We start from the raw sequence: 14,132 nt of genomic DNA, 5'->3' as shown, positions 1-14,132 counted from the left end.
CCTCTCGATCGACACGGGGATGTCCGCTGCCGGTTGACAGTGACTGTCGCCACTTATACGGTATATTGGACAGACCATTTGCACAATGTGTGCGTGTCGGCCTCGCCCGGCGCCGCACGGACCGCTGACCAGTGGCGCATCGCGGCCGACGGTCGCCCCAGCACCGGACGAGTACGGAGATCGACCCTCATGCAGATCAAGGCGGACGTGGGCAAGTGCCAGGGCTACGGCAACTGTGTCGACCTGGACCCCGAGCACTTCGACCTGGACGACGACGGCCTGGTCGTCCTGCTGCGGACCTCCGTGGACGAGGCCGAGCTGGAGAAGTCCGGCGCCGCGGTGCGCAGTTGCCCGGTGCAGGCCGTCTGGCTCGCCGACGATGACGCCTGACCGCATTCCCGGCCGCGTCGTCATCGTCGGCACCTCGGTCGGCGGGATCCGGACCGGGCAGGCCCTCCGGGCCGCGGGCTACACCGGCGAGGTCGTGCTCGTCGGCGCGGAGGATGTCGCGCCCTACGACAAGCCCCCGCTGTCCAAGCAGGTGCTCGTGGGCGACCAGGCCGCCGGCGACATCCCGCTGCTCGGCCCCGACGGCTGGTCGGGTGACGGCCTGACGCCGATGCTCGGCCGCGCCGCGGTGCGCCTGGACCCGATCGGCAAGCAGGTGATCCTGTCCGACGGCGAGCCGGTGGACTACGACGCCGTCGTGCTGGCCACGGGGGCCCACCCGCGGAACATCCCGGCCCCCGAGGGCTACCTGGTCCGGACCGTCCGCGAGCTGCGGGACAGCGAGGCCATCCGGGCGCAGTTCTCGAGCGGTGGCCCGGTCGTCGTCGTGGGCAGCGGCTTCATCGGTGCCGAGGTGGCCTCCAGTGCCCGGCAGCTCGGCCTGGAGGCGACCATCCTCGAGGCGCTCCCGGAGCCGTTCGCCCGCGTCCTCGGCTCCGAGGTGGCCGCGCGCATCAGCCGGCTGCACGCCGACGCGGGGGTCTCGGTCCTCGGCTCGGCGGCCGTCGCCCGGGTGGAGCCGCTCGCCGACGGCACCGGGGTCGTGCACCTGGCCGATGGCCGGCGGCTGCCGGCCGCGACCGTCGTCGTCGGCATCGGCGTGGTCCCGGCAACGGCGTGGCTGGCGGACTCCGGCCTGGATCTCGACCGCGGCGTGCTGACCGACGAGTACTGCCGGGCCTCCGGGGCACCGGACGTGTACGCCGTCGGCGACGTCGCACGCTGGTTCGACGTCCGCAGCGGGGAGCACCGCCTCGTGGAGCACTGGACCAACGCCGTCGAGCAGGCGAATCTCGTGGCGCACAACCTGTTGCACCCCGACGAGCTGCGCCCGCACGCGAAGGCGCCGTACTTCTGGTCCGACCAGCACGGTCTGAAGATCCAGATGGTCGGGCGCATCCATCCCGACGACCGGGTGAGCTTCCTGCGCTGCGCCACGACCGCCGGGGACAAGGACGTCGCGCTCTACTCCCGCGACGGCGGCTTCTCGGCCGCCGTCGTGCTCGGCTGGCCGCGCGCCGTCGTGGCCTGCCGGCAGGCGTGGGAGCGCGGGGAGGACCTCGCGCAGGTCACCGGCCGGCTCGCCGCCCTCAGCACCACGGCCATCCCGGTTCCCGTCGGCTGACCCGCAGCCGCGCGCATCCATCCGTTCCACCCGACCCCGACGTGCCAACCCGACAGAGGAGGACGAGCAAGTGACGACAGTCGAAGAGCCCACCGGTACCGGTGCTCCGCAGGTGCGGAACCTGGTCGACGTCAAGAACGGCGAGATCAGCCGCGAGATCTTCATCGACGAGCAGATCTTCAAGAACGAGATGGAGAACCTGTTCCCGCGGGCCTGGCTGTTCGTCGGCCACGCCACGCAGGTCCCCGAGCCCGGGGACTTCTTCTCCTCGTGGATGGGCGCCGACCCCGTCCTGCTCACCCGGGATGACAAGGGCGAACTGCACGTCCTGCTGAACTCGTGCCGGCACCGCGGCATGCGCGTCTGCCGCTACGACGAGGGCAACACGATGCAGTTCACCTGCCCGTACCACGCCTGGTCGTACTCGATCGACGGCTCGCTCGTCGACACGCCCGGCGCCCTGCACGGCGTGCCGCAGCAGAAGGCGGCGTACGGCACCAACCTGGAGCGGGAGAAGTGGGGCCTGGTCCGCGCGGCCAAGGTGCACAACTACAAGGGCCTGGTCTTCGCCAACTGGGACCCGGAGGCACCCTCGTTCGACGAGTACGTCGGTGACTTCCACTGGTGGCTGGACAACCTGGCCGACGCCTTCGACGGCACCGAGGGCGGCACCGAGGTCTTCCGCGGCGTGCACAAGTGGCGGATCCGGTCCAACTGGAAGTTCGTCTCGGAGAATTTCCTCGGCGACACCTACCACGGCGCCTCCACGCACGCCTCGGTCGAGGCCGTCGGCATCGGCCCCGGCGGCAAGGGCAAGCGCCGCCACGGCGAGCGGCAGGACCAGGGAGGCTTCTCGAAGGGTCGGATGAAGACCTCGTTCCGGCGCGGGCACGGGGCCTCGGACAACCTCGCCTACGAGATCCCCTACCCGGAGTTCGCCGAGGCCGACCTGGACGAGTACTTCGTCGCCGCCTGGGAGAAGCGCAAGCAGAAGCTCGAGGCGGAGGGACGGCTGCTGGGTGGCCGCGGCCCGGCGACGCTCTTCCCGAACATGTCCTTCGCGGCGGGCTTCCCCCGCACGATCCTGGTCGCACACCCGATCAGCCCGACCGAGACCGAGGTCTGGCGCTGGTACCTGGTGGACAAGGACGCTCCCGAGAACGTGCGCGACTGGCTGCGCCGGTACTACATGCGCTACGCGGGTCCGGCCGGCATGACCGAGCAGGACGACATGGAGAACTGGGACTACGCCACCGAGGCCAGCCGGGGCGTCATCGCCCGTCGGTACCCCTACAACTACCAGCAGGGCCTCGGCCAGGAGACCCCCAGCGACCTGGACGGCTCGGTGCACTCCCACCACGCCATCGCCGGTGAGGTCAACGCCCGCGCCTTCTACCGGCGATGGGCGGAGTTCGTCGACAACCTGTCGTGGCCCGAGCTCAACAAGCTGGCCGAGGTCGACGACCGCGCCATGGAACGTGCTGCCGAGACCACCACCGACGTCGCCGACGGCGTCAAGGTCCTCGACGCCGTCGACGTCGTCGACGGCCCCCCGGCGAAGTGAACCCGACGACCCACAGAGAGGACCGTTATGCCGATCGCTGAGGCCCAGCTCGAGCGGATGCTCCTGCTCAACAGCGTGTCCGACTTCCTGTACCGCGAGGCCGACCTGCTCGACGAGCGGCGGTACACCGAGTGGCTGGACATGCTCGCGGAGGACTACCAGTACTCGGTTCCCCTGCGGATGAACGTCGCCTACGGGGAGACCGACGCGCGGGAGCAGACGCGCGCCGGCCGGGAGATCTGCTGGTTCGACGAGGGCAAGGCGACCATGTCGCTCCGCGTCGACCAGCTGAACACCGGCCTCCACTGGGCCGAGGAGCCGGTTTCCCGGGTGTCGCACCTGGTCACCAACATCCGGCTCGACGCCGTCGAGCTGCCCGAGGTCGAGGTGAGCTGCCGCTTCCTGGTGTACCGGAACCGGGTGGCCGACGAGACCGACTTCCTGGTCGGCCGGCGCAAGGACCGGCTGCGCCAGGTGGGTGACTCCTGGCAGGTCGTCCGCCGGGAGCTCCTGCTCGACCAGTCCGTCCTCCTGGCGAAGAACCTCTCCATCTTCGTCTGAGGCCGCCTGCCCCACGGGCCTTCTCCCGCCGTCGTCCGGCAACGGGAGAAGGCCCGTCGGGGCATCGAAGCCGTTCGCCCCACCCGAGAGGAACACCGCCGTGCAGATCCCGCTGTCGAGCCGCGCTGCGTTGCTGCGTGCGTTCGGTGAACCGGCCGCCGTCGAGGACGTCCCGGTTCCCGCCGAGCTCGAGCCGGGAGCGCTGCTCGTCCGCGTGACCATGGCGTCGGTGTGTGGCACCGACGTGCACATCTGGGAAGGCGGGGCCTTCAACGCGAGCGCCGCGAACCTCCCGCAGGTGATGGGCCACGAGATGGTCGGGGAGATCGTGGCCTTCGGCGACGGTCCGCGCACCGACTCGCTCGGCCAGGCGGTGGACGTCGGTGACCGGGTGGTGTGGACGCACGCGCCGTGCGGACGGTGCTTCTACTGCACGGTCGAGCGGCAGCCCTCGCTGTGCTCGCACCGGCAGAGCTACGGACGGCTGCCCGCCGCCGCCTTCCCGCACGTCACCGGTGGTTTCGCGGAGTACTGCTACGTGTTCCCGGGGTCGGGCCGCGTGCGGGTGCCCGACGAGGTCCCGGACTCCTGGGCCGCCCCCGCCAGCTGCGCGCTGCGCACCGTCGTGCACGTGCTCGAGCAGGTCGGCACGATCGAGCCCCACGAGGCCGTGGTCGTCCAGGGCGCCGGGCCGCTGGGCCTCTACGCGGCGGCGATGCTCCGTTCCCTCGGGGCGGGCACGATCGTCGTGATCGGTGCCCCGGACGTCCGGCTCGAACTCGCCACGGCCTACGGAGCGACCGGGACCGTGTCGGTGGAGCACCTGCCGGACGCGCAGGAGCGCAACCAGGCAGTGCGCCGGCTGACCCCCGACGGGCGGGGCGCCGATGTCGTGCTCGAGCTCTCCGGCGCACGATCGGCCTTCGGGGAGGGCCTCGACCTGCTCCGGCCGGGCGGCCGGTACGGCGTGGCCGGGCAGACCAACGCGGTCGGCCTCACGATCGACCCGAGCCTGCTCGTCAGGAAGCAGCTCACCGTCCGCGGCGTCCTGTCGGCCCACGCCGGCCACTACTGGAAGGCCCTGGACTTCCTCCGCCGGACCCGGAACTCCGTCGACTGGGACGCGCTGGTGACCGCTCCCGTCGGGCTGTACGGCGTCACCGACGCCATGCAGTCGATGAGGCGCGGCGTCCTCAAGCCGCTCATCGACCCCCACACGTGACCCGGGCGCCCCAACGCCCAGAAATCGACCGCGGCGCCTCCTGGTGAGGCGCATCCCCGGGCCCCGCCCGACGTCTCACCGAGGAGATGCGACATGCCCCCCACCGCCACACCTGTCAGTGGTGCGCCGGATCGACTGATGCTGATCGACGGAAAGCTCTGCGCGAGCGTCGGCGGCGGGTGGCTGACGGCCATCGATCCGAGCAACGAGGCGGTGCTCGGCCGGGTCCCGGAGGCCACGGCGGAGGACGTCGAGCTTGCGGTTGCCGCCGCCGACCGCGCCGCGCCCGCGTGGGCCGCGACGTCCGCGCTCGAGCGGGCCCGCCTCGTGCGGGAACTCGCCCGCCGTGCCCTGGAGCGGGCCGACGAGCTGCTGGAGCTGGAGGTCCGCGACACGGGCAACACCCGCCGCCGGATGGTCCGCGACGTCACCATGGCCACCGACCTGCTGGAGTACTTCGCCGGTCTGGCCCTGGAGCTGAAGGGCGAGACCGTCCCGTCCACCCCGACCGGGCTGCACCTCTCGGTGCGTGAGCCCTACGGGGTCGTGGGCCGCATCCTCGCTTTCAACCACCCGTTCTACTTCGCCGCCTCGCGGCTGGCAGCCCCCCTCGTCGCCGGTAACACCGTGGTCCTGAAGCCGTCGGAGGAGGCGCCGCTGTCGACCACCGTGCTGGCCGAGCTGTGTGCGGAGATCTTCCCGCCCGGCGTGGTCAACATCGTCACCGGCACGGGCCTCGACGCCGGGGCTGCCCTGGTCCGGCACCCGCGCGTCAAGCGGCTGACGTTCATCGGATCGGTCCCGACGGGCCGGGCCATCCAGCGCCAGGCCGCGGAGTCCTCGGTCAAGCACGTCTCGCTCGAGCTGGGCGGCAAGAACCCGATGATCGTCTTCGGCGACGCCGACCCCGAGACGGTCGCCACGGCGGCGGTCGCCGGCATGAACTTCGGCCACCAGGGCCAGTCCTGCGGCTCGACCAGTCGGCTGCTGCTCCACGAGGACCTCTACGACGACGTCCTGGCACGCGTGGTCGACAAGGTCTCGGCCCTGCGGCTGGGCGATCCCACGCGCGACGACACCGACATGGGCCCGCTCAACAACGCCCGGCACCTCCAGAACGTGATGAGCCACATCGCGGCGGCGAAGGAGGACGGCGCGCGGCTCATGACGGGCGGCCGGCGCCCCGGCGGTGCGCAGTTCGAACGCGGGTTCTGGCTCCAGCCCACCGTCTTCGCGGACGTGACCCCCGGGATGCGCCTGTTCCGGAGCGAGGTCTTCGGGCCGGTCCTGGCGGTCAGCCGCTGGTCCGACGACGACGACCTGCTGGCGATCGCGAACGGCGTCGACTACGGGTTGACCGCCTCGATCTGGACCAACGACCTGAACCGGGCTCTGGTGACGGCGCGCGCCGTCCAGGCCGGATACGTCTGGATCAACGGGAACTCGTCGCACTTCCCGGGCACCAGCTTCGGCGGTCGCAAGGAGAGCGGCACCGGGTCGGAGGAAGGTCTCGACGAGCTCCTGAGCTTCACGGAGGTCAAGACCATCAACGTCGTGCTCCCGGCCCAGCTCCCCTGAGCCGGCGGAACCGATGTGCAGGTGCCCGTGGGGAACAGGTACGTAACGGTATTCGTGGAGCTTAGGATCATGGGATGCCTGAGACGGTGACCAACGGCACCAAGGCTCCCTCATACCCGATCTCGTCCGTCGACAACGCGCTCCGGCTCGTGCTGATGCTGCGGGACCAGCCGCGACTGCGGCTGTCGGGGATCGCCGCGGCCTTGGACATCGCTCCCTCCACGGCGCACCGGTTGCTGGCGATGCTCGTCCATCACGGCTTCGTCCGGCAGGAGGACGGCACGGGCAGCTACGTCGCCGGATCGGCGCTGCTGGACCTCGGACTGGCCGCCGTGCGCAATCTCGACATCCGCACGTACGCCCGTCCGATCCTCACCGACCTGGCGAGGAAGACCGACGAGACGGTGCACCTGGCGCAGCTGGAGGGAGGCAAGATCCGCTACCTGGCCGCCGCCGAGAGCGGCCAGCCGCTGCGGGTGGCCGACCGGACCGGTCAGCTGCTCCCCGCGCACCGGACGGCGACCGGTAAGTCGATCCTTGCCACGTTCACCCCCCAGCAGCTCGACGAGATCTTCTCGCTGGACGCGTCCGGCGAGGGCGACGGGCTCACTGCGGACGAGCGTGCGCAACTCGATGCGGAGCTGCTCGAGGTGCGGGAGCGCGGGTACGCGACCAACCACCGGGTGGCCGAGGACATCATCTCCGTGGCGGTGGTCGTCCGCGACCACCGCGGTGCCAGCATCGCCGCCATCAACGCCTCCGCGCCCTCCAGCCGGATGACGAAGAAGCGTCAGGTCGCCGTCGTGCGGGACCTGCACGCTGCCGCTGCCCAGCTTGAGGACCTGCTCAGCACGGTCGGCCGCACCTGAGTCCCTGGTCGCTCCGGGCCCGGGAACTGTTGATCGACTTGTCGGGGGTGCAGTTCTCGGGCTCCGCCGGGCTCCAGCTGCTGGTGGAACGCAGAGTGCGGCTCGCGTCCACGGCGTCTCCTTGCGGCTGATCGTGGCCGGTACCCGCGCCGTCACACGTCTCCGCGAGGTGTTCCATGCCGGATCTGCTGGAGACTCTCATCCCCCGAAAACGAGGAGAGTCATGGCGTCACCGCGAACCAGCCGAGGATGAACGGTGTCGCGTCCTGTGAATGGTGCGCCGCGACACCCGCGGTGGAGCGGGTGACCGGGATCGAACCGGCATGGCCAGCTTGGAAGGCTTGAGACTCTAGCCCTGTTCCCGCAGGCGGGACGTGAGGCACGCGGATGCCGTGCCTTCCGCGTGCCTTCAACACCGCGCTTGCAATGCCGGCGCATGCGGCGTCCCGGCTCCTCTTCGGCTCGGGGGTAACCCAGGGTGGGAGACGTCATGTCCTATCGCGGGGCGAGGCGATCAGCACCTTCCGGACCGAACAAGGTCGACGGGTTCGACGCCGTCGACCTCGCGATCCGCCTCTGGGTTGCTCCATGGCTCTGCGGAGCTGGCCGCCTCCTCGGGGGGCGGCCTGCTGCCGCGCAAGGAGGCGTTGCGCTTGCGGCGGGTAGGGGCGATCGCGGTGTCGTCGATGTCTCGGCCGTCACCGTGGCGTGCGCCAGCGAGCCGGTCAATGACCGGGAGTCTGCTCAGTAGTGCCAGTCTCGGCATGGCTCAGACGTCTGGGTGGGCTGTGGAGTTGTCTATGGACGGCCCTCGATCAGGAGGTCGTCGTGTCCCCCACACCCTCTCGCAGGACCGTGTCGCTCCATCTCAGAGCGAGCCGGCGGGCTGGGGGCTGCGGAGCAGCGCCCCGGCCTCGGTGGCGGGCATGGGCCGGTAGAGCAGGTAGCCCTGGGCCTGGTCGCATTCCTGCGCCTTGAGCTGCGCCAGCTGGTCCGGCTCCTCCACGCCCTCGGCGACGACGGTCAACCCGAAGGTGTGCGCCGCTCTGATCATTAGGGCGACGAGCTCGCGGTGGGCGGGCTCCGTGGAGGCCACGAAGCTGCGGTCGATCTTGAGCGTGTCGACCGGCATGTTGCGCAGCTGGCCGATGGAGGTGTATCCGGTGCCGAAGTAGTCGATGGCGATGCTGACGCCCATGGCGCGCAGCTCGGTGAGGTGGTCATTGGCCAGCGGGTCGTCGACCAGCACGGTCTCGGTGACCTCCAGGACCAGCAGGTGAGCGGGCAGCCCGGACGCCTCCAGCGCGTCGGCGACGTCGCTGATCACCCGCGGGTCGGCCAGGTGCCGTCCAGAGATGTTCACCGCGATCGTCGGGTCGGGCGCCCCCGGCGCGGCGGGGGACTCGGCCCGCCACTGCGCCAGCTGGCGGGTGGCCTCGTGCAGCATCCAGCGGTCGACCTCACCGATCAGTCGGGACCCCTCGGCCACGGGGATCCACTGGTCTGGAGCGACCGGTCCGACACCGGGTCGCGTCCAGCGGATGAGCGCCTCGTAGCCCATCAGCCGGTCGGTGGCGACCTCCATGACGGGCTGGTACGCCACCTGCATCTCACCGTTGGCCAGGCCGGTGGCGATCGCCACCTCCAGTGCCGCCCGCTGGTTGAGCTGCCGCCGCAGGGTTTCGTCGAAGATCTCCGCGCGGCCACGCCCCGCAGCCTTGGCGCGGTAGGCGGCGGCGTCGGCCTCGGCGAAGAGCACGTCGGCGTCGGTGCTGCCGTCCCGGCTGACCGCTACGCCGATGCTGGCGCCGATCCGGACCTGGGCACGCTGGACCACCATCGGCTCGCTGATCGAGGAGATCAGCCGGTGGCTGAGTTCCAGCAGGTCGTGCTCGGTGTGCACGGGCTCCACGAGGACGACGAACTCGTCGCCGCCCAGGCGGCAGACCACGTCGCCGGGCCGGACCCCGGCCGTGAGCCGGCGGGCGACCTCGCGCAGCACCTCGTCGCCGGCGGCGTGCCCGTGCCCGTCGTTGACCGCTTTGAAGCCGTCGAGATCCACGAAGAGCAGGCCGGTCATCTGACCGGACCGCCGGCCGCGGTGCAGCGCGCCGGTGACCAGCGTGACGGCCTGGGCGCGGTTGGGCAGCTCGGTGAGCGCGTCGTGGGTGGCCTGGTGGGCGAGGGCGGACTGCAGCTCCTCGCGCTGGCGTACCGCGTGCACGATCTCCTTGACCGACGCGTGGACGACCTCACCGAGCGGTCCGGGCAGCGGCTGGTCGAGCAGGGCGTCGTCGAGGTCGCCGCGGGCGACGGCCTGGGCCTGGTCCTGGATCCGGCGCAGCCCGGCGACGGCGGCTCCCAGCGCCGCCGAGACGGTGCGCACCTCGCGCGGTCCGGCGACCTCCACCTCCACCAGCGAGCCCTCGCTGATCTGGCTGGCCTGCCCGGCCAGCAGTCGCAGCGCGCCGGCCACGCTGCGGCCGAGCACCAGTGCGGCGAGCAGCGAGACGGCCAGCAGGCCGGCGGCGAGGAGAAGGATCCCCCGCAGCTGACCGGTGGCCTCCTCCCGGTCGGCGGACACCAGCGTGTGGGCGTTGCCGATCGCGGTCTCGACGAGCTCGCCCAGCAGATCGTTGCGCTCCTGGGTCTGGACGAGCAGCGTGGCGATCTCGGCGACGGACACGGTGGGGGTGTCGCCGTCCGCACCGCTGGTCAGCACGCCGTCCACGGCGCCCACGGCGTCGGACGTCTGCACGGCCCGCCATGCCTCTCGCAGCGAGGGCTGGGACAGGGACTTCATCTGGCGTTCGGCGTCGCTGTAGTCGAGCAGGGCGGTCTGCCACGCGGTGCGCGAGCCGATCATGCTGTCCCCGCCGGCGAACATGGACCCGAAGAAGAGCGGGAGCTGCCGGCTGGCGACCTGGCTGAGCCGCGCGATGGACTGCACGTCCTGGAGTGCCCGCAGGGTGACCCCCGGGATCCCTTCCGCGGTGGCGGCGGCTGCGGCGGCCTGCTGGGCGGTCATCAGATCGTTCGAGACGGCCAGGAAACGGAAGTAGACGTCCTCGATGTCGAGGTTCAGCGTGTTGCCACCGGAGCGCAGCAGGGCCAGGTCCGTCGCGGCGCGCTCGGCGGCAGCGGAGCCCACCGAGCCGGCCGGCACGCCGGCCAGCGCCCGATCGGTCACCGCTCGGACCCGCGCGGAGTCGCGCGCCATCGTCTCGGCCTGTACCTCCAGCAGTCCCGGCGGCAGGTCGAGCATGGCGATGGCCTCCGGGTTGGCGACGACGTGCAGCCACAGGAACGGGATCAGCTCCTGCTCCACGCTCCGGCGCGCGCCGTCGAGGGCCGCGAGGGTCCGCATGCCGTTCTCCGCGCGTGCGGCACTGTCCGCCTCGCTCGCCCGGGTCTGTGCCGCGGCGGTGGCCAAGACCATGACGCCGAGGAGCGGCAGCAGCACGAGCGCCGTCAGGTAGCACCACAGGGGCGAGGCGCGGCGCATGCTCTGCTCGGAGAACCGCACGAATCGCATGGTTCCGTATCGGTACGGCTCAACTCGTCTTGAGCGCGACCACCCATTCGAGGGGGGCGGTGTCCGTGACCGGTCGTGCCCGTCGGCCCCGGCGAGGTCCCTCGGGTCAAGCCCGGCGCGCACCGCTACACGCCACAGCGCCTCGCTCACGGCCTGAGGTGGGACGTGTCACGGAACGATGGGGACTCGCAACCTGATCGTGGAACCCGCCGCGGACCTCTGCCCGGGTGCAGGTCTCGCTGGGGATTGGTCGAAAGATGACGTGTGCAACCATCCGTTCCGAGCCGGTACGGGAATAGGCTGAAGTCCTCGCACGCGGGCGCCATGGCCCGGTGGCTGTGGTGCCGCACGTTGATTGGCGGCGACTGATGGGTGCCTCGGTAGTGGCCTGGGAGGCGACGGGGGAAGCGCTGTCGCGCCTGCTGGAGGAAGCCTTACCCGCCTTCACGTGGACCCTGGTTGCGGCGTTCTGTATGGGCGGCGTGGCGGTGTCCTGCTACGGCCTCTACGCCGCGGGTCGGCACCTGCTCCACGGTGCACCGGGGCGGTCCGGGCCGGTCGATGGCTCACCTGCACCGCGATTCGACGATGAGCTCGTGCACCGGGAAGCGGCGCGTGGCATCGCCGCCCTGGAGTCGTGGCTGGGCCAGTCATCGCCGGGGTCGACGGGAGGCGACGAGGCGGGATCCAGCGCCGAGGGCTGACCGGATGGCGGACTGCGTAGGTGGGGAGTTCCACCGGCGGCGGTAGAGCTGGAACCTTCGTCGGCAACGCCTTATGGTTGGCCCATGCAACTGGGTGGGGCCGGATCGGCTGAGGGGTCCATGGTGCGCATCGAACGTGAGCTGACCCATCTGGTCCGCCGGGCTCAGCGCGTCCAGCTCCACACCGATGGGCCCGTGGAGCCACTGGAGCGGAGCGCATACACGATCCTGGGCTTCCTCAACGACGAGGGACCGATGCGCAACGGGGCGTTGGCGGCCCGGTTGTACCTCGACGCCTCGACGGTGAGCCGGCACGTGGCCAGCCTGCAGCAGGCCGGGCTTGTCACGCGCGAGGCGGACCCCGAGGACGGGCGGGCCTGCCGGCTGCGGCTGACATCGGCGGGGCGGCGTGCGGTCGCTGGGACACGTCAGGTCCGCCGGAATGCCGTGCGCGAGCTGATCGGCTCGTGGCCGATCGACGAGCAGGACACCTTTGCAGCGCTGCTGGAACGGTTGAACGCAGGTCTCGACGGCAGAGTCACCGAGGCAATGGCCGGCGGAGCGCCGTCGCCCTCCGGCGCGAGCCCGGACAGATCCGCCGCAACCCCCGACGAAGCCGGTTCGAAAGAGGTCCTGCGCGCGTGAGTTCCCCTGCTCCTCACAGCCAGACGCCGGACTCCTCGAGCGGCCACCAGGGCCTGCCACCGTTGGAACACCGGCAGATCCTGACCGTGCTGCTCGGGCTCATGCTGGGCATGCTGGTCGCGGCGCTCTCGCAGACCATCGTGGCCACGGCGTTGCCGACCATCGTGGGCGAGCTCGGTGGGCAGGAGCAGCTGGCCTGGGTCGTCTCGGCGACGCTGCTGACCTCCACCGCATCCACACCGATCTGGGGCAAGCTGTCCGATCTCTACGGGCGGAAGATCATGTTCCAGTCCGCCATCGGGATCTTCCTGCTCGCATCCTTGGCCAGCGGCTTCGCGCAGGACATGGCGCAGTTGATCGCGTTCCGCGCGGTTCAGGGGCTGGGTGTCGGCGGACTGATGGCGTTGTCGCAGGCGATCATCGGCGACGTCGTCAGCCCGCGGGAGCGTGGTCGCTACCAGGGCTACATCGGTTCCGTGTTCGGGATCGCGACGGTCGCGGGACCGCTGCTCGGCGGGTTCCTCGTCGAGCACCTGTCCTGGCGGTGGACCTTCTGGGTGGGCATCCCGATCGGCGTGGCGGCCCTGATCGTCACCGAGCGCGTGTTGAAGCTGCCGTTCCCGCGCAGCCGGCACTCCATCGACTGGCTCGGTGCCTTCTTCATCGTCGCCTCGGTCAGCGCGCTGCTGCTGATGCTGTCGCTGGGCGGCAAGGAGTTCGCCTGGAACTCGGCCTGGACCTATGCGCTCGCCGCCGCGGCCGCCGTCCTGCTGGTGCTCGCCGTGTGGCAGGAGCGTCGCGCAGGCGAGCCGATCATGCCGCCGCACCTGTTCGCGAACCACACCTTCGTCGTCACCAGCCTGGCCGGCTTCGTCGTCGGTGTCGCGATGTTCGGCGCGATCATCTTCCTGCCGCAGTACCTGCAGATCGTCAAGGGCGAGTCGCCGACTGCTTCGGGGCTGCTGACGCTGCCGCTCATGGTGGGCCTGCTCGCTGCCTCCATCGGCTCCGGGCGGGCGATCACGGCCACCGGTCGGTACAAGGTCTTCCCGGTCGTCGGCCTCCTGATCGCCGCGGTCGGGCTGGGGCTGATGAGCCGGCTCGCCGTCGACACCTCCCTGGTGGTGGCCGGGCTGTACATGCTGGTCACGGGCGTCGGCATCGGCCTGGTGATGCAGGTGCTGGTGCTGGCCACCCAGAACGCCGTGGAGCAGAAGGACCTGGGCGTGGCCACCTCCGGGGCGACGTTCTTCCGGTCACTGGGCGGCGCTTTGGGGGTGGCGGTGTTCGGCGCCCTGCTCACCCATCGCCTCGCCGACACCATCCCGTCCCGCCTCGCCGAGGCCGGCGTCCCGGCCGACCGGATCGCCGGCGGGACTCCGACGCTGGGCAGCCCCGAACAGATCGGCGCACTGCCCGAACCGGTGCACACCGCGGTCATCACCGGCTTCGCCGACGCGCTGCAGACCACTTTCCTCGCCGCCGTGCCGTTCGCTCTGCTGGGGTTCCTCGTGCTGCTGTTCTTGCGGGAGACCCCGCTGCGCGAACACGCGCGGGAGCACACCACCGGGGAGAACGTCGCAGAGGCCTTCGAGACGGCGGTCGATCCGGACTGCGATCTCGGGCATGGCGCGGACGATGCCGGACGCAGGAGCGCTTCCGACGCCCGCGGATCGGCCGGTGCGCGACCTCCCAAGGCGGAGCCGTAGCGGCCTCTGCCGTCGGTAGTCGCGGGACCACCGGACCAGCCAGGCCAGCCTGTGTCTCCGGGGCGCTACAGCTAGCTGCCCCCAGATGCTGCCCGCAGACGGAACCCTTCCC

At 70.9% G+C, this 14,132-nt stretch carries 11 protein-coding genes; 10 read left to right on the top strand and 1 reads right to left on the bottom strand.

Annotation, left to right across the window (positions count from 1 at the left end; all coding sequences use genetic code 11):
* Nucleotides 1–189: 189 nt before the first annotated feature.
* The 7 genes from E9549_RS03260 to E9549_RS03230 all read left to right on the top strand — a co-directional run bounded on the left by E9549_RS03260 (nucleotide 190) and on the right by E9549_RS03230 (nucleotide 7,427).
* Nucleotides 190–390: a ferredoxin gene (locus tag E9549_RS03260; protein ID WP_236825151.1), complete on the top strand. Its 201-nt coding sequence runs from the start codon at nucleotides 190–192 to the stop codon at nucleotides 388–390.
* The gene (locus E9549_RS03255; RefSeq protein WP_236825150.1) at nucleotides 380–1,633 is read left to right on the top strand and encodes an NAD(P)/FAD-dependent oxidoreductase; all 1,254 of its coding nucleotides are present in this window, start codon (nucleotides 380–382) and stop codon (nucleotides 1,631–1,633) included. Before E9549_RS03260 ends, E9549_RS03255 begins: the two co-directional genes overlap by 11 nt.
* 70 nt (nucleotides 1,634–1,703) lie before the next feature.
* Complete coding sequence (locus E9549_RS03250; RefSeq protein WP_236825149.1) at nucleotides 1,704–3,197, top strand: aromatic ring-hydroxylating dioxygenase subunit alpha; 1,494 nt, start codon at nucleotides 1,704–1,706, stop codon at nucleotides 3,195–3,197.
* Nucleotides 3,198–3,224: 27 nt separating this feature from the next.
* The gene (locus E9549_RS03245) at nucleotides 3,225–3,758 is read left to right on the top strand and encodes a 3-phenylpropionate/cinnamic acid dioxygenase subunit beta (protein WP_236825148.1); all 534 of its coding nucleotides are present in this window, start codon (nucleotides 3,225–3,227) and stop codon (nucleotides 3,756–3,758) included.
* A 100-nt stretch (nucleotides 3,759–3,858) separates the two neighbouring features.
* A complete protein-coding gene (locus tag E9549_RS03240; protein WP_236825147.1) occupies nucleotides 3,859–4,980 on the top strand; it encodes a zinc-binding dehydrogenase in 1,122 nt (373 codons plus the stop codon).
* A gap of 138 nt (nucleotides 4,981–5,118) precedes the next feature.
* Entirely contained in the window at nucleotides 5,119–6,558 is a 1,440-nt protein-coding gene (locus E9549_RS03235; RefSeq protein ID WP_236825146.1) for an aldehyde dehydrogenase family protein, read from the top strand.
* 74 nt (nucleotides 6,559–6,632) lie between these two features.
* A complete protein-coding gene (locus E9549_RS03230) occupies nucleotides 6,633–7,427 on the top strand; it encodes an IclR family transcriptional regulator (RefSeq protein WP_236825145.1) in 795 nt (264 codons plus the stop codon).
* Nucleotides 7,428–8,295: 868 nt separating this feature from the next.
* Here E9549_RS03230 and E9549_RS03225 read toward each other — a convergent pair.
* Nucleotides 8,296–10,962, bottom strand: coding sequence for a bifunctional diguanylate cyclase/phosphodiesterase (locus tag E9549_RS03225; protein ID WP_097196965.1), 2,667 nt, complete (start codon nucleotides 10,960–10,962; stop codon nucleotides 8,296–8,298).
* A gap of 332 nt (nucleotides 10,963–11,294) precedes the next feature.
* Between E9549_RS03225 and E9549_RS03220 the strand changes: the two genes are divergently transcribed.
* The 3 genes from E9549_RS03220 (at nucleotide 11,295) to E9549_RS03210 (ending at nucleotide 14,020) form a co-directional block, all read left to right on the top strand.
* Complete coding sequence (locus tag E9549_RS03220; RefSeq protein WP_135095154.1) at nucleotides 11,295–11,666, top strand: hypothetical protein; 372 nt, start codon at nucleotides 11,295–11,297, stop codon at nucleotides 11,664–11,666.
* A gap of 120 nt (nucleotides 11,667–11,786) precedes the next feature.
* Nucleotides 11,787–12,311 (top strand): MarR family winged helix-turn-helix transcriptional regulator, encoded by a 525-nt coding sequence (locus tag E9549_RS03215; protein ID WP_176523078.1) that lies wholly within the window; start codon nucleotides 11,787–11,789, stop codon nucleotides 12,309–12,311.
* Entirely contained in the window at nucleotides 12,308–14,020 is a 1,713-nt protein-coding gene (locus E9549_RS03210) for an MDR family MFS transporter (RefSeq protein WP_308191115.1), read from the top strand. The genes E9549_RS03215 and E9549_RS03210 overlap by 4 nt, the downstream gene beginning before the upstream one ends.
* The last annotated feature ends 112 nt before the right edge of the window (nucleotides 14,021–14,132 follow it).

Source organism: Blastococcus sp. MG754426 (assembly GCF_021699055.1).
Taxonomy (GTDB): Bacteria; Actinomycetota; Actinomycetes; order Mycobacteriales; family Geodermatophilaceae; genus Blastococcus.
The sequence above is the reverse complement of the archived record's forward strand: the minus strand, read 5'-3'. Positions and strand labels throughout refer to the sequence as shown.